The following is an 18,597-nucleotide window of genomic DNA, read 5'->3' as shown; positions in this document are numbered from 1 at the left end:
GGTGACGGGTGCCTTTCTGTCGTGCGGGCGGTCGGTCCTTGACAGCACCGGAGGTCAGTCCTTGACGGCGCCGGCGGTCACGCCCGTCGAGACGTACCGCTGGGCCAGGACCAGCAGCACGGCGGCGGGGACGGAGGCGACGACGGCGGTGGCCATGATCGCGTTCCACTGCTGGTTGTTGTTGCCGATGTAGTGGTAGATGCCGAGGGTGATCGGCTGGTGTTCGCCGCCGCCGGCCAGGGTGGAGGCGTAGACGAAGTCCGACCAGGACCACAGGAACGCGAACAGCGACACCGTGACGATCGAGTTGCGGCTGACCGGCAGCACGACCGACCAGAAGGTGCGCAGCCGGCCGGCGCCGTCCACCAGGGCCGCCTGGGTCAGCTCGTCGGGGATGCCGGACATGAAGGCCGTGAAGATCAGGACGCCGAACGGCACGGCGAGGGTCGAGTCGGCGAGGATCAGGCCGGGCAGGGTGTTGAGGACGCCGAGCTGGAGATAGCCGGCGTAGAAGCCCATCGCCATGATGATCCCGGGGATCATCTGCGCGATCAGCAGCACGAAGCTCAGCACCGGGCCGCCGGGCGGCTGGAGCTTCGCCAGCGCGTAGCCGGCCGGGGCGGCCAACGCCACGGTCAGTGCCACCGTGCCGAGGCCGACCAGAAAGCTGGTGCCGAGGTACGGCAGTTGCTGGTCCAGCACGGCCCGGTAGCCGTCCCAGGTGCCGTCGGCCGGGAACAGGTGCGGTGGGCTGGCCCGCATGTCCCGGTCCCGGGTGAACGAGACGTTGACCATCCAGTAGACGGGGAAGAGCATCAGCCCGGTCAGCGCCAGGCCGACCCCGGTCTTCCACCACGAGCGGCGGGTGGCGGCCCTCATCGCAGGCCCTGCTTCCACTGGGCCCGCAGGTAGCCGAGCCCGGCGACCAGGGCCGCCGCGATGAGCAGGTTGCCGACGGCCGCGCCCGGCCCGAACTCGGGCAGCAGGTTGCCGAAGCCGAGCCGGTACGACCAGGTGGCCAGCGTGGTGGAGGAGCCGGTCGGGCCGCCCCTGGTCATGATCCAGATGATGTCGAAGACCTTCAGCGTGTAGATCAGCCCCAGCAGCAGCGTGACCGCGGAGACGGGACGCAGCAGCGGGAAGGTGATCGACCAGAAACGCTGCCAGCCCGTCGCGCCGTCCAGCGCGGACGCCTCGTAGACCTCGGCCGGGATCGCCTGTAGGCCGCTGTGCAGCACCACCAGGTTGAACGGGATGCCGATCCAGACGTTCGCGACGATCACCGAGACGAGCGACCAACGCGGCGAGGTGAGCCAGTTGACCGGCTCCACCCCGACGACGCCGAGCGCCGCGTTGACCAGCCCCGAGTCGCTGTTGAGCAGCCATGACCAGGTCGATGCCGAGACGATCAGCGGCAGCAGCCACGGCACGAGGATCAACGCCCGCAGCGTGCGGGACAGCGGGAAGTGCTGCTGGAAGAAGAGCGCCAGCGCCATGCCGATGGTGAACTGGAAGGCGAGCGACGCGGCGGTGAAGACCAGGGTGTGCGCCACCGCCGGCCCGAAGGTCGGGTCGGCCAGCACCGTCCGGTAGTTGTCCAGGCCGGCGAAGGGGGCGCCGCCCTGGACGAACGAGCGGACCGTGTATTCGCGCAGGCTCAGCTCCACGTTGCGGTAGAGCGGGTAGGCGTAGCAGGCGACCAGGTAGCCGGTCACCGGGGCCAGGAACCACCACGCCGACCATCGGCCGGGCCGGCGGCGCCGGGGCCGGGGAGGCGCGCCGGTCGCCCCGCCCCGGCCCCGCGCGGTGGGGGACGTCCGTGTCGTGGGCAGCATGGTGTCGGTCTCGACGCGCTCTACCTGGCCGCTGCCGCGGCCTGGGCGGCGGCCAGCGCCTCCGGCGGCGTCTTCGCGCCGCTGAGGGCCGCCTGCACCGCGGTCCACAGCGGCTCGGAGATCTTCGGATACCGGGTGCCGAGGTTGTCGCCGGTGCGGCCCCGGGCCGCCCGGACCGCCTCGACCCAGACCTTGAGCTTGGGATCGGCGGCCACCTGGCGGTCCTGCACGGCGGCGACGGGCGCGACGTAGGAGAGCGTGGTGTCGGTGGTGAGCAGGTTGTCGGGGCTGGTCAGGCAGGCCACCAGCCGCTGCGACGTGGCGTACCGGCCGGTGTCCCGCTGCACGGGGATGGAGACGAACTCGCCGCCGGTCGGCGCCGGCGCCGGGCCGCCCGCGCTGGCCGGGATCGGGATGATGCCGTACGCGAAGTCGAGCTTCTCGGCGTTGGCGAGCTGCCAGGTGCCGTTCTCGGCGAAGGCGTAGTCGCCGGTGGCGAACTCCTGCCAACTCGTGGTCTGGGTGTTGTTGATGACGGAGTTCGGGGCGTGGCCCTGCCTGAGCCAGTCGGTCCACAGCGTCAGCGCGGACGTCGCCTGCGGGGAGTCCAGGGTGGTCAGTTGGGCCCCGGCCCCCCAGAACCAGGGCAGGAACTGGAAGCTGCCCTCCTCGGTGCCGATCGCGGAGAAGGTGATGCCCTTCTTCCCCCTGGCCTTGACTCTGGTCAGCGCCGCGTCGAGCGACGTCCAGTCGGTGATCGCGGCGGCGTCGACGCCCGCGGCGGTCAGCACGTCCCTGTTGTAGTACAGGGCGAGGGTGTTCGCGCCGATCGGCACCCCGTACGTCTTGCCCTCGCGCTGGCCGGCGCCGAGCAGGTTCGTCGCCATGCCGGAGACGTCCAGCTTGTTCTCGTCGGTGGTGGTGAGCGCCCCGGCCTCGGCCAGCGTCGACACGACCGGGTTGTCCACGATCAGCACGTCCGGCGCGTTGCCCTGCTGGGCGGCGAGCAGCGCCTTGTTGGTCAGGTCGGTGGTGTCGTAGCCGGTCCGCTCGACCGTCACCCCCGCGGCGGTGCCGCACCTGGTGAGCAGCGCGACCCACGCGGAGTCGTCGGCGAACTGCGGATACGGATCCCAGACGAGATAGGCGCGGTCGCCGCCGGAGGAGCCGCCGGAGGTCGACGAGCAGGCGCTGCCGGCGGCTGCGGCGAGTGCTATCACGGCGGCGGCGGCCAGGCGTCGCCGCCGGCTGGGTCCTGTCATGTGCTGCCTCACTTCACGTCGATCGTCGGGGGCGGGCTCGGGAGGGGTACGGCCGTCGCGGGCCGGACGCCGGTGGGTGAAAGGTGCCTTCGGGCGGTGGCGAACCGATTCGACGAACCGGTTCGGACGAAGATAGGTCCGTCGATGGCTGGCGGTCAAGGTGCGGCGGGTGACGGGGGATCTACCAGGTGGGAAACGGCGTCGTCACCGCACCGTCATGTCATTGACATCTATCGACGCCCGGCCCTACGATCCCTGCGAATCGGTTCGCAAGTGCTGCCCTCCGGAGAGCGTCCCCCACGCCCCACCAAGGAGCCGCCCGTGAAGACCCCGTCCCGCAGCAGGCCAGGAGGAGCCCGTGCGCTCGTCGCCCGCCTCGTGGTCGCCCTGCTCGCCGCCACCGCCGCCGTGACCGTCGCCGGGTCCCCCGCGCGGGCCGCCGACGAGTCGATCACCGTCAACTTCGCCACGACCACCGGCACGCCCACCTACCGGGCGTCCGGCTGGATCTACGGCATGACCGAGAACGCCAGCGGCCCGGCCGACCACTTCTACCGCGACGTCAAGTTCCAGTACATGCGCGCCGGCGGCGCGCAGCTGCCCGGCAGCGGCTGGGTCGGCGGCAACTACGACCGTCGCTGGAACTCCACCCTCGCCCAGGCCCGCCGGACCGCCGCCCTCGGCGGCCAGTTCATCATCCTGCCCCACGACCTGTGGGGCGCCGACGGCGCGGGCATCTCCCGCTTCCCCGGCGACAACGGCAACTGGACCGACTACGACAACTTCCTCACCCGGCTCATCGGCGACGTCCGGGCGGCCGGGCTGACCGTGCAGTGGGACATCTGGAACGAACCCAACATCACGATCTTCTGGAACCGCCCGATCTCCCAGTACCTCGAACTGTGGCGGCGCACCTACCAGCGCCTGCGCGCGGAGTTCCCCAACCAGCTCATCGTCGGGCCGAGCTGCGCCTGCGTGCCGTCGACCAACCACGCGTTCTGGAACCAGTACCTGGACTTCGTCCGCTCGACCAACACGGTGCCGGACATCGTCAGCTGGCACGCGCTGCCGGGCGACCCGGTCGCCAACGTCGCCGCCGCCAACGCCACCCTCGACCCGCGCGGCATCGCCCACCCCCGGCCGTACCAGATCAACGAGTACGGCGCGACCGACGAGCAGAACCCGGCCGACGGCGCCTGGTACATCGCGCGCCTGGAACGGGCCCGCGCGGACGGCCTGCGGGCCAACTGGGCCGGCGGCGGCAACCTGCACAACGACCTCGGCAACCTGCTGGTCCGCAACTCCGCCGGCCAGCACCAGCCCAAGGGCGAGTGGTGGGCCTACCGCTACTACGCCTCGCAGACCGGCCAGGCCGTCGCGGTGACCGCCAGCCAGTCCTACGACGCGTACGCCACCAAGGCCACCGGCGCGGCGAAGGTCCTCGTCGGTGGCGGGCGCACCACCGGCAACCTCACCGTCAACCTGCAACGGCTGGACACCACCAGCGGCATCGTGCAGAACAACCAGGTACGGGTCCTCACGCAGCGCATCCCCTACAACAACGGCGGGGCGGTGCAGGGGCCGGTCACGGTCTCGAACAGCGTGGTCGGCGTGGCCAACAACAACGTCGCCGTGACCCTGCCGTACGGCAACCAGACCGACACCTACACCGTCACCCTGCTGCCGCCCTCGGACACCGGCTTCCAGTCGGTGGCGGTGGCCCAGCACTCCCAGCAGTGCCTGGACAACACCGGGCTCAGCGCCGCCGACGGCAACCCCCAGCAGCAGTACCCCTGCGAGGGCGGGGACCAGCAGCTGTGGAACTTCCGCCCGGTCGACGGCGTGGCCAACACCTACACCGTGGTCAACCAGGGCAGCGGCAAGTGCCTCGACGTCAGCGGGGCGTCCACCGCCGACGGCGCGGCCGTGCAGCAGTGGACCTGCCAGAACAGCCCCAGCCAGCAGTTCGCGCTCCGCAGGGTGACCTACGCCGGCAACGACCCGCACGACTACCAGCTCGTCGCCCGGCACAGCGGCAAGTGCGTCGACGTCAACGGGGTCTCCACCGCCGCCCAGGCGCGGGTTCTCCAGTGGACCTGCAAGCCGGTCGGCCAGGGCAGCCCGCTGAACCAGACCTGGCGGATCTGGGGCCGGTAGCCCGTCCCGCCCCACCCCCACCCACGGAAGGAGCAACCCCGTGCGAACCCCGTCCCCCAGCGGGCCAGGGCCGGCCCGCGGGCCTGTCCCGAGGCGGCGTCGCCCGCGCCGCCTCGGCGTCCTGGCCGGCGCGCTGCTCGGCCTCCTCGTCGTCGGCGCCGCGCCCGCCGCCCTGTTCCCGGCCGCCGAGGCGGCGTCGGCGGTGGCCGCCATCGAGCCGGGGCAGAGCACCCCGGTCGTGGGCGTCCAGTCCGGCCGGTGCGCCGAGGTCCCCAACTCCAGCACCACCAACGGCACCCAGACCCAACTGTGGGACTGCCGCGGCAGCGCCAACCAGACCTGGACCTGGACGTCCGGCCGGCAGTTCATGGTGTACGGCAGCAAGTGTCTGGACGCCTCCGGGCAGGGCACCGCCAACGGCACCCAGGTCGTGATCTGGGACTGCAACGGCCAGGCCAACCAGCAGTGGAACGTCAACGCCAACGGCACGATCACCGGGGTGCAGTCCGGGCTGTGCCTGGACGCCAACGGCGCCGGCACGGCCAACGGCACGAAGCTCATCCTCTGGGCGTGCAACGGCGGCGCCAACCAGCAGTGGACGTCGCCGACGACCCCGCCGACCACCACCCCGCCGACGACCGCCCCGCCGCCGCCCGGAGGGCGGCCCTGCGACATCTACGCCTCTGGCGGCACCCCGTGCGTGGCGGCGCACAGCACGACGCGGGCGCTCTACGCGGCGTACAACGGCAACCTCTACCAGGTCCGGCGCTCGTCGGACAACACGACCCGCAACATCGGCCTGTCGGGCGCGGGCGGCACCGCCAACGCGGCGACGCAGGACTCGTTCTGCGCCGGCACGACCTGCGTGATCACGGTCGTCTACGACCAGTCCGGGCGCGGCAACGACCTGTGGTACCAGGGGTCGAGCGTGGTGCCGGGCTCGCCGCAGAGCAGGCCGGCGGTCGCCACCTCGGAGTCGCTCACGGTGGGCGGCGCCAAGGCGTACTCGCTCTACATCAACCCCGGCAACAGCTACTGGCGCGACGGCCACCTGACCGGCGTGCCCACCGGCGCCGCCCCCGAGGGCATGTACATGGTGACCAGCGGCACCCACGTCAACAACGGCTGCTGCTTCGACTACGGCAACAGCGAGACGACGAGGAAGGCCGACGCCGCCGGGGCCATGGACGCCATCAACTTCGGCACCCAGTGCTGGTTCGGCGGCTGCTCCGGCACCGGCCCGTGGGTGCAGGCGGACCTCGAATGGGGGCTGTTCCCCGGCGGGAGCAGCTCCTGGAACCCCAACCAGCGGGCGTTCACCAGCAAGTTCGTCACGGCGACGCTGAAGAACAACGGCACGACCCGCTTCGCGATCAAGGGCAGCAACGCCCAGTCGGGCGGCCTCTACACGCTGTGGGACGGCGCGCTCCCGCCCGGCTACAGCCCGATGAAGAAGCAGGGGGCCATCATCCTGGGCAGCGGCGGGGACTGCTGCAAGCCCGACGGCGGCGCGAACCTGAGCGCCGGCACCTTCTACGAGGGGGCGATGGTCGCCGGCTACCCGTCCGACGCGACGGAGAACGCGGTGCAGGCCAACGTGGTGGCCGCCGGCTACCGCTGACCTGACGGCGGGGCCCGGCAGAGCCGGCCGGGCCCCGCCGCGCCGGCTCGGGCTCAGCCGGTCCGCGCCCGGCGGGCGGCCAGCTCGGTGCGGTTGCGCACCCCGAGCTTGCGGAAGATGTTGCCCAGGTGGAACTCGATCGTCTTGACCGAGACGAACAGGCGCTGCGCCGCCTCCCGGTTGCTGAGCCCGTCGGCGATCGCGGCGGCGACCCGGGCCTCGGCGTCGGTCAGCGCCGGCCGACCCGCCGCGCCCGGGAACGCGGCCGCCGCCGACGGGTCCACGCCGACCGGCCCCGCGCCCTGCGTCCCGGCCGGCGGCTGGCCGCCGAGCAGCCGCAGGTCCTTGAGGACCAGGGCGAGCAGGCCGGCGGCGCCGGCGCGGGCGTAGCCGGCGGACGCCTGCTCCAGCAGCCGGGCCGCCTCGCCGCGCCGCCCGGACCGCCCGTGGTGCGCGCCGAGCAGCCAGGCGACGCGGGCCGCCAGGAGCTGCTCGATGGGGCGGGTCAGCCTCCCGAGCGCGGCCGTGAGCGCGGCCGTGGTCGCGGGCGAGTCCGGATCGAGGATCCAGGCCCGCCACGCCGGCAGCACCGGGCCGCCCGGCCAGGAGTCGGGCGGGTCGGCGACGTCGGCGAGCAGGGTGGCGGCCAGCCGGGGTCGGCCGGCGAGGGCGTGGTGGGTGGCCAGCTCCCAACGGTGCTCGTGTTGCAGGCCGGCGGTCACTCCGGCGTCGGTGGCCACCACCAGTTCGAGCAGCCCCACCCACGCGTCGTGGTCGCCGCGCGCGAACGCCAACGCGACCGTGCACTCGGGCAGATGCCGGGCTACCCAGGCCGAGCCGACCCGCGCCGCGAGGCCCCGGGCCTGGTCGAGATGGTCCGCCGCCTCGTCCAGGTCACCCCGGAGCGCGTCGCACTTGGCCAGCCACGACGTCGCCTCGGCCTGCACGTCCAGGCTGTCGCAGAGCGCGGCGAGGCGCACCGCCTCCCGCAGCTCGGCCTGCCCCCGCACCAGGTGCCCGGCCCACGCGTCGCCGGCCCCGATCATCGCGAGCAGCCGGGCCCGGTCCACCGGCGTCAGGTCGAGGGCGTCGACCAGCGGGGCGAAGCGCCGCGCCTCGTGCGGGCGCATCAGGGTCAGCGCCGCCGTCAGCGCGCACTCGACCAGCACCGGGTCGTCGCCGAAGGCGTTCTGGTCGAAGATCCGCAACGCGCTGTCGAGGTGTTCCGGCCCGTCGGGGAGGCCGGCCCGGGTCGCCGCGGTCCCCGCGAGCGTGCAGTAGATCAACTCTGTCCGTGGCGAGCGGATCGCGCCGTGCGCCTTCCGCGCGCGGGCCAGGAACGGCAGCATCTGGTGGCTGTCGGCGGTGCGCGACAGCGCGACGAACGCCCGGAAGGCCAGGCGGGCGGCCCGTTCCGGGTCGGCGCCGTCGGCCGCCGACAGGAGACGCTCGGCCGCGATCTCGGTAGACACGCCGGTGAGCGTAGAACCGGGGTCCAAGCCCGGGATTTCCCCGGTGTCCCCCGACCCCCGCCGGCAGACACTGCTTGCCATCCGCCGGCCCTCCGGCGGCGACCTCGTCCGGAGCCCCCATGATCCTCATCCTGACCGCCCCCGACGACGTGCACGCCGACGCGGCCGAAGCGGAGCTGCGCCGCCGCGGCGCGTACTGGGTCCGCTTCGACCCGGCCGACGTGCCGGCCCGCGCGGCGCTGTCGGTGGCCGTCCGCGACGGGCGGCTGACCCGTACCCTCGTCCGCCACCCCGACCCGTCCGATCCCGCCGGCCGGCAGGTCGTCGACCTCGACGCGGTGACGGCCGTCTGGTTCCGCCGTCCCGGCAACCCCGTCGCCCCCGCCCACCTCGGCGACCCCTACGCGCGGTACGTGGCCGAGGAGAGCCGGCAGTTCGTCGGCGACGTCTGGGAGACCCTCGCCGAGGTGCCGACCCTGCCCGCGCCCCGCCCGGTGGTCCTGCGGGCCCAGCAGAAGGTCCGCCAGCTCCAGCTCGCGCTGCGCCTCGGCTTCGACGTGCCGGCCACCGTGGTCGGCAACGACCCGGCCGCCGTGCTCGACCTGTTCGGCCACACCGGCGGCCGGATGATCGCCAAGCAGGTCGGCCTGACCGACATCGGCGACGGGCTGATGCGCTTCACCGAGCCGGTCACCCACCGCGACATCGGGCACGTCGACGGGGTACGGCACTGCCCGTTCATCGCGCAGGCCCGCGTGCCCAAGCAGGTGGAGCTGCGGGTGACCGTCGTCGGCGACCGGGTCTTCACCGCGGCGATCGACTCGCAGCGCTCCAACCACGCCCGCCACGACTGGCGGCGGCAGGACGGCCGCAACACCCCGCTGAGCCCCTACGACCTGCCCGCCGACGTGGCGGCGCGCTGCGTGGCGCTGACCCGCGCCCTCGGCCTCTGCTACGGCGCGCTGGACCTGATCGTCACCCCTGACGGCCGGCACGTGTACATCGAGATCAACCCCAGCGGCCAGTACCTGTGGGTCGAGGAGGAGACGGGGCTGCCCATCACGGCGGCCGTGGTCGACCTGCTCACCCGGGCCGCGTCCACCCCCGGAGCCGCCCTGTGAGCACCCTGGACCCGGCCCTGCTCGACGAGGCCCTCGCCCTGGTGCGGGAGCTGACCCACGCCCGCGCCGGCCTGCGCGACGCGCAGGACCGGCTCGCCCCCCTGCGGAGCCGCTGGCCGCAGGCCGATCCCGCGCTCGTGCGCGACGCGGAGGGCAGCGACGGCTCGGTCTCCTTCGACGTGCTGCTGCGCGAGCCCGCCGGCACCGTCTCCGTCGCGTACAGCCCGGCCCCGGCGCTGCCGTGGCCGCTGCGCGGGGCGATCCGGCACTCCGAACACCATCTCGCCCGGGTCGGCACCCGGACGCTGCTGGTGGGGGAGGCCCTGACCGCGCTGGACTTCCTCTGGTACGACCACGACGTGCTCGCCCGGCTGGTCGACACCGGCGTGCTCGCCGCCGAGCTGGAGCTGCACCCCGTCGAGGTCACCGACGCCGAGCTCCAGGCGGCGGCCGACGCGTACCGCCGGGCCAAGGGCCTGCTCGACCCGGCGTCGACCGCGCGGTGGCTGGCGGAGCGGGGCCTGTCCGCCGGGGACTTCGCCGACCTGGTCGCCCACACGGTCGCGGTGGCCCGGCTGCGCGAGCGGGTGGTGGGCGACCGGCTGCCGGCCTGGTTCGCCCGGCACCGCTCGGACTTCGACACCCTCGTCGTCGCCTGGGCCGCCGACGCGCCGCCGCCCAGCGAACCGGAGGCGGCCCTCGCGGCGGTGGCCGGGGCCGTGCGCGCCGGCCGGGCCGCGGGGGTGCTGCGGACCGTCGCCGCCGCGGCGGCCCCGGAGGTGCGCGACGCTACCGGGCCGGTGCCGACGGTCGTCGCCGGCACGCCGGTGACCGCCGTCGTGGTGGCCCGGGAACCCGCCGAGCTGGACGACGCCACCCGGCCGCTGGTCGAGCGGGCCGTGTTCGACGAGTGGCTGGCCGACCGGCGGGCGGCCACGGACGTCGAGTGGTTCTGGCTGCCCCGGGAGCGGACGGCGCGACCCCGGTGACCGGCCGGCGGCGGGTGCCCGTGGTGCTCCAGGTCGCCGCCACCGACTGCGGCCCCAGCGCGCTGGCCATGCTGCTGGCGGCGTCGGGCCGGGCGGTGCCCGTGGCGAGGCTGCGGGCCCACCTCGACGTCGGCCGCGACGGGCTGAGCCTGCGCGACCTGCGGGACGCGGCGCACGAGTTCGGGCTGCGCTGCCGGGCGATCGCGCTGCCGGCCCTGCGGCAGGACGCGACGCGGCTGCGGGACCTGCCGCTGCCCCTGGTGGCGCACTGGAACGGCGACCACTACGTGGTGGTGGAAGGCGTCGGCCGGCACGGCGTCGACGTCGTCGATCCGGCCGTCGGGCGGCGGCGGCTGACGCCCGCCCAGTTCTGCGCCGGCTCGACCGGGGTGGTGCTGCTGGCCGAACCCGCCGGCCCCGCGCCGCCGGCCACCCCCACCCCCGGGCCGGTGCGTGAACTGCTCGCGCCGGTGCTCCGCCGGCACACCGGGCTGCTCGCCGTGCTCGCGGCGGCGTCGCTGCTGATCACCGTGGCCGGGCTGGCCGTGCCGTGGGCGACGGCCGCCATCATCGACGCCACGACGCCCCCGCGGGCGTCGTGGCTCGCCGCCGTCGCCGCGCTGGCGGCGGTCACCGGGACGCTGTCGCTGGCGCGGGGGCTGGCCGTGACCGCCCTGCAACGCCGCATCGGCACCCGGCTCGGCATCGACACGGTGACCCGGCTGTTCGGGGTGGTCTACCGGTACTTCCAACGCCGCTCGGCCGGCGACCTGATCGACCGGGTGCGCGCGGTGAGCGCCGTGCGGGACCTGCTGGCGTCGTCGCTGGTGGCCACGGCGCTCGACGCGCTGCTGGTCGTCGGCTACCTGACCGTGGTGGCCGTGCTGGCCCCGCTGCTGGGCCTGGTGGCCGCCGGCGTCATCGCCGTGCAGGTCGGCACGGCGGCGTGGATCGGCAGCCGCGCCGGCGCCCTGCAACGGGAGGAGCTGCTGGCCTCCGGCGAGGAGGCGGCCCGGCTGACCGACGCGTTGCAGGGCATGGCGGCGATCCGGGTCGCCGGGGCGCAGCGGCGGGTGCTGCGGCGGTGGCAGGAGTCGTTCGACCGGGGCGTCGACGCGGCGTACCGGCTGGCCCGGCTCTCGGCGGCCGGGGAGGCGCTGCTCGCCGCCTGGTCGGTGGCCAGCCCGGTGCTCATGCTCCTGGTGGCGGCCCGGCTGGCCGACTCACCCGGGCGGGCGGCCGGGCTGGCCGCGCTCGCGGTCGCCGCGATCACCCCGGCGGTGGCGCTGGCCCAGCGGCTGCCGTCGTTCACACTGCTGACGCCCACGGTGGACCGGCTGGCCGACATCGCCCAGGCACCCGTCGAACAGCCCGCCCCGGGGCGGCCCGCGCCCGCGCTGATCGGCCTGGTCACCCTCACCGGGGTGGGCTTCCGGTACGACCGGCGCTCCCCCTGGGCGCTGCGGGAGGTGACCGCCGTGTTCCGGCCGGGGGAGAAGGTCGCGGTGGTCGGCGGCTCCGGCAGCGGCAAGAGCACCCTGGTCGGGCTGCTGACCGGGCTGTACGCGCCGACGCAGGGGCAGATCCGGTTCGACGGCGTCGACCTGGCCACGCTGGAGCTGGCCTCGGTGCGCCGGCAGATCGGCGTGGTGTTGCAGGAGACGTACGTCGGCGCGGGCACGCTGCGCGAGGCGCTGACCCTGTCCCGGCCCGACGCCTCCGACGCGGCGATCGCCCGCGCGATCCGGCTGGCCGCCCTGCACGACGACGTGGCGGCCCTGCCCATGGGGTTGCAGACCCGCCTCGGTGACGGCGGGGCCGGCCTGTCCGGCGGGCAACGGCAGCGGGTCGCGCTCGCCCGGGCCCTGCTGGCCGAACCCGCCCTGCTGATCCTGGACGAGGCGACGAGCGCGTTGGACACGGTGACCGAGGCGGCGGTCGAGGCCGGCCTGCGCGCGCTGCCGATGACCCGGGTGGTCATCGCGCACCGGCTCTCCACGGTCGCCGACGCCGACCTGGTGCTGGTGCTCGACGGGGGCCGGCTGGTGGAGTGCGGGCCGCCGGCGGCCCTGCTGGCCGGCGGCGGCCCGTTCGCCCGGCTGGCCGGCGCGCCAGCCGTGCCCGGCACCGGCCGGGCGAGGTCGGGCACGGCTCCCTGACCGACCCCAGCGATCTTGTCGGTCGCTACTGTTAGCCTCCGGGCGTCGTCGATCATGGCGGATTCCTTGGGGAATCTGGTGATTCCGCCATTACGGAGGGTATTCCTGATGGGCTGGCTAGCGGTGGGAGACTCGCACGAGATCTCCCTCGTCGACGGAAAGGTGGCGGCCCGGTCGGCCGGCCCGCGGGCCACCGGGCGTCCACTCAAGACCTTCCCCAAGGCGCTGCGGGACGACCCGGAGGTGGACCGGCTGCGGCAGCTCGCCCAGTGGCTCGACCGGCACGCCGCCGAGTGCCTGGCCCGGGTCGACGCCTGGGTGGTGTCCTCGCTGCCGGTGCCGACCGCGCTGCTGGCCCGGGTCTGGCCGGACCCGGCCTGGCGCGACGCGCTGCGCGACCTCGTGGTGCTCGGCGACGACCCCGCCGCGCCGGGCTTCCTGCGCGACGTCACCGACGGCGGCGACCTGCGGATGGTCGACCTCGACGGGGAGACCGTCCGGCTCTCGCCGACCAGCGCGCGGCTGCCCCACCCGGCGCACCTGCCCGCCCTGGCCGACCTGCGCGAGTTCGCCGACGAACTCGACATCGCCCAGCGCGTCGAGCAGTTGCACCGGGGCACCTTCGCCCGGCCCGCGACCCTCGCCGACCGGGACACCGCCGTCACCGACTTCCGGGGCACGAAGGTGCCCAACCGGTTGGCCGTCCGCGCCGCCACGTTCGGCTTCCGGGTCTCCGGCTCCCAGGCCAGGTGCCGCGTCTGGGAGGACGGCCGCACGGTCGAGGCCGCCCTGGGCTTCGACGAGGACTACTGGGACTCCGAGGCGACCCTGGGCAGCCTCTCCTGGACGGTCGTGGACGGGCAGACCCTGCGGCTGGCCGAGGTCGGTCCGGTCGCCTGGTCGGAGGGAATGCGCATGGCCACGGCCCTGTCCGGGGCCGCGACCACCACGGGGAGGACGGCATGACCGCGACCACCACCAGCACCGCAGCTGCCCCGCCGTCGGCGGAGAGCCTGCTGGCCGCCGGGGCGGTGCTGCCGACCGGCACCGCCGGGGCCGGCGACGCGGTGCCGCTGACCGCCCGCAGCTACCGGCACCCGGTCCTCGACGACCGGCCGGTGGTACGGCTGGTCGACGCCGCCCTCGGCGAGGGCGAGGACGCCGCGCTCGCCTTCCTCGGCCTCACCCCGGCCGCCGAGCCGGCCGTCGTCGGGCTCGGCCCCCGCCGTCCGCTGGCCTTCCCCGAGTGGGTGCTGGTCCACCACCCGGCCGACGGCCGGCACGTCCTGGCGGTGGTGCCCGAGCTGCGCAAGCTCGCCCGGCAGGCCCGGTCCCGGCCCAAGGCCGCCCTGGACGGGCACCTGGCCGTCGCCGAGCGCTTCGCCCGCACGTTGCCGCACGTGCTGCCGACCTTCTTCGAGCAGGCGGCGCGGGTGTTCCTGGCCGCCGGGCAGGACACCTACGCGACGCAACTGTTCAACAAGGCGCGGCGGGCGGAGGCGCAGCACGGCCTGCCCATCGACCTGAACCGGCTCGACGAGGTCTACCTGGAGTTCGCGGCCGCCAAGGTGGTGTCCGGCGCCGCGCTGGCCGGCTACGCGCGGGAGCTGTCCGCCCAGTTGCCGCCCGGCGAGGCCCTGGACCGGTTCTGCCGGCTGGCGCTGCGGGCCGCCACCGCCGGCGTGGCGCCGTCCACCCAGTCGGCCACCGCGGTCAACCGGCTGGCCCGGGCCGCCGGCAAGGCCGACGCCGACGCCGCCGACCGGGTGGCCGCCTACCTGAGCGAGCTGCTCCGGCTGCCCGCCGTCGCCGACGCGCCGGCCGGCTGGTGGCGGGCGCACCTGCCGGCGCTCGCGGCGCTGGCCGGCCGGGACCCGGCGGTGCGTGGCAGCCTGCTCGACCTGATGCCCACCGACCGGGACGATCTGGTGTCCTGGCTGGTCCTGCTGACGGAGACCGGCGCCCTCGCCGGGCTGGCCGACCCCGACGTGCCGGACGCGGCCCGCCCCCGCGACGGCGTCGCCGGCTGGCTGCGCCGCTTCCTCGACCGGGCCACCTCCGGCTACCGCCCCCCTCGGCTTCCGGCGCTCTATCCGCTGGTCGAGCGGATGGCCGACCGGTTGCGCGCCGAGCTGGCCGAGCGCGGCGAGACCCTCCCCATCGGCGAGGACCTGGACCTGCTCGACCTGCTGCTCGCCCTCGACCTGCCGGTCGCCGAGCCGCGGCAGCGCGAGACCCTGGACCTGGCGCAGTGGGCCAAGGCCGGGGGAGAACGGGACCTGCGCGCGCTGGCCGGCGACGACCGGTTCACCGAGCCCCTGCGCCGGGGGCTGGCCCGGCTCGACAACGAGTCGGAGACGCTGCGCCGGCTGGCCGGCACGCCGGGCCTGCGGCCGCTGCTGGCCGACTGGCTGCGGGGCCGCGTCCGCGACCGGTTCGCCGCCGGGCTGCCGTACCTGCGGGATTCGGTGAGCTGGCTGGGCGGGCTCCCGGTCGAGGCGCTCCGGCTGGTCACCGACGACGCCGACGGGCCCGCCGCCGGCCAGGGCGCCCTCGGGCGGGCGCTCGGCACCGACCTCGCCGAGCAGGTCGCCGCCAGCCTGCGCGGTGGCATCTTCGACGAGCTGGGCTGGCCGGAGTGGGAGACGGCCTGGCAGGAGGTGACCGGCGGCGACCACCGGGTCGAGACGACCTGCCAGGAGGCCTGGCCCTACGTGATCCTCGGCAGCCCCACCACCGTCCGCGTCGTCGGCGCCGAGGGCATCGTGCTCCGCCACGACCTGCGCATCCCCGCCGGCGACAGGTGGGGCGAGCCCGGCTACCACTACGTCGACGGCCGCCTGCTGGTCTACTGGCGCTCCCAGGAGCTCGACTACAACCTGCGCGGCTACTGGCACACCGCCCCCGACGAGCCGCAGCCCCTCCAGGGCCGCACCCGGGGCAGCCAGCCACGGCGCAACACGATCACCCTGCCCCTGCCCGGCGGCGGGCGGACCACCGGTGGCGGCGTGCTGCACGCCGGGGACACCGCCGTCCCCGACGAGGTGCCGGTCATCACCGACGGCACCGCCCACTGGGTCTACCGCACAGGCGACGACGGCGACCGCGGCTGGCGCGAGTACGACCCGGCCGGCGACGCCCACGGCCGGCGCAGCCTGCCCCGGTTCCTGGCCGACCTGCCCGCCGGGGAGCACCTCACGGAGCGGGCGAGCTGGCTGCGGCCCGCCCTGTCGCCGCAGGCCACCCCGGCCGCCGCGCCGGTGGACGGCCTGCTCGGCTGGCGGGTCGTCACCCGGCCCGACGGCTCCGTGCGCGGTGAGGACCTGGCCGGCCGCGCCGTCACCGTGCCGGCGGGACAGGAGCCGGTCGCCGCGCTGGTGCTGCCCGGCGACGACCGGCCCCGCGCCGTGCTCGGCAACCTCGCCCTGCTCGGCCCGGACGGCGTCGCGTCGGCCGTGGCCGGGGAGTCCGGCCGGCACTACACCCCCGGCGCGGTGCCGCTGCCCGGCGCGGAGTTCCTCGGCAACCTGCTGCCCCGGGACCCGGCCGGCTCCGCCGCCCTGCGCCGGATCGACCGCGACGCCGTGGCCGGCCTGCTCGCGGCCGCCGTCGACGAACGGCGCGCCCAGCTGGCCGACGCGGCGACGAACCGGACGGGCACCGGCCGCCCCGGCCCGGCCGCGCCGGCGCCCACCGGCGGGCAGGCCGCACCCACCCCCGACCCGCTGGCCGCGCTGATCCGGTCGGCGGTGCCGGCGATCCGCCACGACGCCCTGCTCGCCGGCGTCGCCGGGGTGCTGCGGATGGCCGCCCGCGTCCGCACCGACCTGGACGCGGCGACCGGGCGGCTCACCCGGGCGCTGTCCGCGCCGACGCAGGCCCCGGCGGCCACCGCCACCGGGCCCACCGACCGGCGGCTCGGCGCGGCGCTGGACGGACTGCGGGGTACGGCCTACGGGGAGGCCGACCTGGCCCACGCCTTCACCCAGTTCCAGGCGCTGGCCGCCCAGCGCTCCGCGACCGGCGGCGTCGACCCCGCCGTGCGGCTGCACATCGACGGGCCGGCGCTGCCCGGCGCCCTGCACTGGTGGCCGGTGCTCGACGGCGTCGCGGCCGTCGCCTACCGGGCCGTCGCGGCGGTCACCCCCGACGAGCAGCGGGAGGACCTGGCCGCCCTGCTCACGGAACTCGACCGGCTCGACCTGACCACCGCCACCGAACCCGCCCGGTGGCGGCGGCTGCGGCTGCACCTGCTCGACGACGACCTGCTCGACGCGCAGGGCAACCGCCGCCGCCCCCGGTCGGGCATCCTGCCGCTGCCCGACGGGGCGTTCCTCGCCGTCCTCACCGCCAGCGGCACCCGCACCGGTTACCACCTCGACGCGCTGCACCACGACCCGGCCGGCGTGTTCGCCGTGCCCGAGCCGTACACGGTGGACTCCTCGGCGTCGGTCGGTGACGAGCGGCCGGCCGGCTGGCTGGCCCGCTTCCGCACCGAGTGGGCCGCGCGCGGCCCGCTGCCGTGGCGGCCGGAGGCGGCCGAACGGTTCGCCGAGCTGACCGGCGTCACCCCCACCGCAGCGAAGCTGGTGCTGGCCGGGCTGCCGCACGTGGACTCGGCGACCCCCGTGCCGGTCGAGACCCGCCGGGCGCTCGGCATCCGGCAGGTCGGCGAGGTCAAGCTGGCCTTCGGCGTGCTCAACGAGGCCAGCGCGCCGCTGCGCCGGGCCGTGGTCGCGGCCCTGCTGCCCGCCGATCCGGCCCGGCTGTGGACCGACGGGCCGGACGTCGACGCGGCGGCGCAGGTCTGGACCGCGGCCCTCGGCCGCCGGGTCGTGGTGCCCGAGCAGCTGCTCGCCGCGGCGGTGCGGGCGGTCCGCGCCGCCTGGAGCCCCGCCCGGGCGTTGCCGGCGCTGCTCGACCCGGCCCGTTCGGTCGAGCTGGGCACCGACCTGGCCTTCCGGATCAGCGGCGACCGGGCCCGGCCGGTCGACGAGCGGGCCGCCGGCTTCACCGGCGCGGTGCTGACCTCGACGGTCGCCCTGGCCGCCTGGGTCGCCCACCACGCGCCGGCCGGCGACCCGTGCCGGGCCGCGCTGCCGGCCGCCCTCGCCGCGATCCGGGACCGGCTGGCCAACCCCGAGCTGCTGCTCGACCTCGACCGGTACGTCTCCCTGCCCGACTTCCGCCAGGTCGCGGGCACCCCGTCGGAGACCGGGCCGGGCTGGGAACGCTACGGCGCGATCGTGCTGGCCACCCACGACGACCAGCCCTCGCCCGCGCTGCGGCCGGACCTGCTCGACGCCGACGGGACGGACCCGTACCTGCCGGCGCTGCGCCACGACGCCGCCCGGCCGTACCCGATGGAAGTGGCCCTGCGGCTGGTCCGCGACCCGCGGTTCGCGGCGCTGCTCGCCGACCCCGGCGACCCGGCCGGCGGCGAGCGGGCCGCCGACGGGACGTGGTGGCCGCAGGACCCGACCCGGTCCGTGCCCGACCTCGTCGCCGAGGTGGCCACGGCGCACGGCCTGGGCGCCGACGCGGCGGCGGTGTACCTGATGCTGCTGGCCATGCCGGACCCGACCGACCGCGACACGGCGACGTGGACCGGCTGGAAGCCGGCCCGGCTCAAGGCCGCCCGCGCCGAGCTGGCCGGCACCGACCTGGTCGTCGCCGCCAGCCGGCCCCGCGCCGGCCGGTCGCTGTTCCTGCCCGGCCCGTGGCTGGCCCGCGGCGGCGGGCAGGCCCCGATCGAGGGCTGGAAGGCCAGCCTGTTCGACCTGGCCCCCGACGGCACGGCCGCGCTCGGCGTCACCGTGCCCGGCGAGCCGGTCGCCGACCTCTACCGGCGGGCCTGGCGGCGGGTGCGCGACGGCGACCCGCCCCGCCTCGACGCCCCGGCCTCCCGCGCCCCGCGCTGATCCCCGCGTCGGTGGCGGGGCCGCCGGCCCCGCCACCGACCCGCCCACCCGTCCGACACC

At 75.7% G+C, this 18,597-nt stretch carries 11 protein-coding genes; 7 read left to right on the top strand and 4 right to left on the bottom strand.

Going from position 1 to position 18,597, the window contains the following annotated elements:
* Positions 1-54: 54 nt before the first annotated feature.
* From HDA31_RS17405 to HDA31_RS17395, 3 genes are read right to left on the bottom strand one after another with little or no spacing between them, the layout of a single operon-like run.
* Complete coding sequence (locus HDA31_RS17405) at positions 55-879, bottom strand: carbohydrate ABC transporter permease (protein ID WP_178064380.1); 825 nt, start codon at positions 877-879, stop codon at positions 55-57.
* Positions 876-1,835: a carbohydrate ABC transporter permease gene (locus tag HDA31_RS17400; RefSeq protein ID WP_178064381.1), complete on the bottom strand. Its 960-nt coding sequence runs from the start codon at positions 1,833-1,835 to the stop codon at positions 876-878. The genes HDA31_RS17405 and HDA31_RS17400 overlap by 4 nt, the downstream gene beginning before the upstream one ends.
* Positions 1,836-1,855: 20 nt before the next feature.
* Positions 1,856-3,097: a sugar ABC transporter substrate-binding protein gene (locus HDA31_RS17395; RefSeq protein ID WP_178064382.1), complete on the bottom strand. Its 1,242-nt coding sequence runs from the start codon at positions 3,095-3,097 to the stop codon at positions 1,856-1,858.
* A 321-nt stretch (positions 3,098-3,418) separates the two neighbouring features.
* On the opposite strand from HDA31_RS17395, the gene HDA31_RS17390 reads away from it, so the two are divergent.
* Together HDA31_RS17390 and HDA31_RS17385 are read left to right on the top strand one after the other, a co-directional pair.
* Positions 3,419-5,254: an RICIN domain-containing protein gene (locus tag HDA31_RS17390; RefSeq protein WP_178064383.1), complete on the top strand. Its 1,836-nt coding sequence runs from the start codon at positions 3,419-3,421 to the stop codon at positions 5,252-5,254.
* A 40-nt stretch (positions 5,255-5,294) separates the two neighbouring features.
* A complete protein-coding gene (locus HDA31_RS17385; protein ID WP_219825036.1) occupies positions 5,295-6,875 on the top strand; it encodes an arabinofuranosidase catalytic domain-containing protein in 1,581 nt (526 codons plus the stop codon).
* A gap of 53 nt (positions 6,876-6,928) precedes the next feature.
* On the opposite strand, the gene HDA31_RS17380 is transcribed toward HDA31_RS17385, so the two are convergent.
* Positions 6,929-8,347, bottom strand: coding sequence for a helix-turn-helix transcriptional regulator (locus HDA31_RS17380; RefSeq protein WP_178064384.1), 1,419 nt, complete (start codon positions 8,345-8,347; stop codon positions 6,929-6,931).
* 119 nt (positions 8,348-8,466) lie between these two features.
* On the opposite strand from HDA31_RS17380, the gene HDA31_RS17375 reads away from it, so the two are divergent.
* The 5 genes from HDA31_RS17375 to HDA31_RS17355 all read left to right on the top strand — a co-directional run bounded on the left by HDA31_RS17375 (position 8,467) and on the right by HDA31_RS17355 (position 18,537).
* Positions 8,467-9,468, top strand: a complete 1,002-nt coding sequence (locus HDA31_RS17375) for an ATP-grasp domain-containing protein (RefSeq protein WP_178064385.1) — start codon at positions 8,467-8,469, stop codon at positions 9,466-9,468.
* The gene (locus HDA31_RS17370) at positions 9,465-10,457 is read left to right on the top strand and encodes a TIGR04500 family putative peptide maturation system protein (RefSeq protein WP_178064386.1); all 993 of its coding nucleotides are present in this window, start codon (positions 9,465-9,467) and stop codon (positions 10,455-10,457) included. Before HDA31_RS17375 ends, HDA31_RS17370 begins: the two co-directional genes overlap by 4 nt.
* Positions 10,415-12,616 carry a peptidase domain-containing ABC transporter gene (locus HDA31_RS17365; RefSeq protein ID WP_178064387.1) on the top strand — a complete coding sequence of 734 codons (2,202 nt, stop codon included), beginning with the start codon at positions 10,415-10,417 and terminating at the stop codon, positions 12,614-12,616. Before HDA31_RS17370 ends, HDA31_RS17365 begins: the two co-directional genes overlap by 43 nt.
* Before the next feature lie 123 nt (positions 12,617-12,739).
* Positions 12,740-13,582: a DUF4132 domain-containing protein gene (locus HDA31_RS17360; protein WP_219825037.1), complete on the top strand. Its 843-nt coding sequence runs from the start codon at positions 12,740-12,742 to the stop codon at positions 13,580-13,582.
* On the top strand, positions 13,579-18,537 hold the full coding sequence (locus HDA31_RS17355) for a DNA-binding protein (protein ID WP_178064389.1): 4,959 nt from the start codon (positions 13,579-13,581) through the stop codon (positions 18,535-18,537). Before HDA31_RS17360 ends, HDA31_RS17355 begins: the two co-directional genes overlap by 4 nt.
* Positions 18,538-18,597: the final 60 nt, after the last annotated feature.

It is taken from the genome of Micromonospora carbonacea (genome assembly GCF_014205165.1).
Classification (GTDB): domain Bacteria; phylum Actinomycetota; class Actinomycetes; order Mycobacteriales; family Micromonosporaceae; genus Micromonospora; species Micromonospora carbonacea.
The sequence above is the reverse complement of the archived record's forward strand: the minus strand, read 5'-3'. Positions and strand labels throughout refer to the sequence as shown.

Excerpts from the sequence above, each read along its gene's own strand:
- HDA31_RS17405 (WP_178064380.1), bottom strand. The coding sequence starts at position 879 with ATGAGGGCCGCCACCCGCCGCTCGTGGTGGAAGACCGGGGTCGGCCTG.
- HDA31_RS17400 (WP_178064381.1), bottom strand. The coding sequence starts at position 1,835 with ATGCTGCCCACGACACGGACGTCCCCCACCGCGCGGGGCCGGGGCGGG.
- HDA31_RS17395 (WP_178064382.1), bottom strand. The coding sequence starts at position 3,097 with ATGACAGGACCCAGCCGGCGGCGACGCCTGGCCGCCGCCGCCGTGATA.
- HDA31_RS17375 (WP_178064385.1), top strand. The coding sequence starts at position 8,467 with ATGATCCTCATCCTGACCGCCCCCGACGACGTGCACGCCGACGCGGCC.
- HDA31_RS17355 (WP_178064389.1), top strand. The coding sequence starts at position 13,579 with ATGACCGCGACCACCACCAGCACCGCAGCTGCCCCGCCGTCGGCGGAG.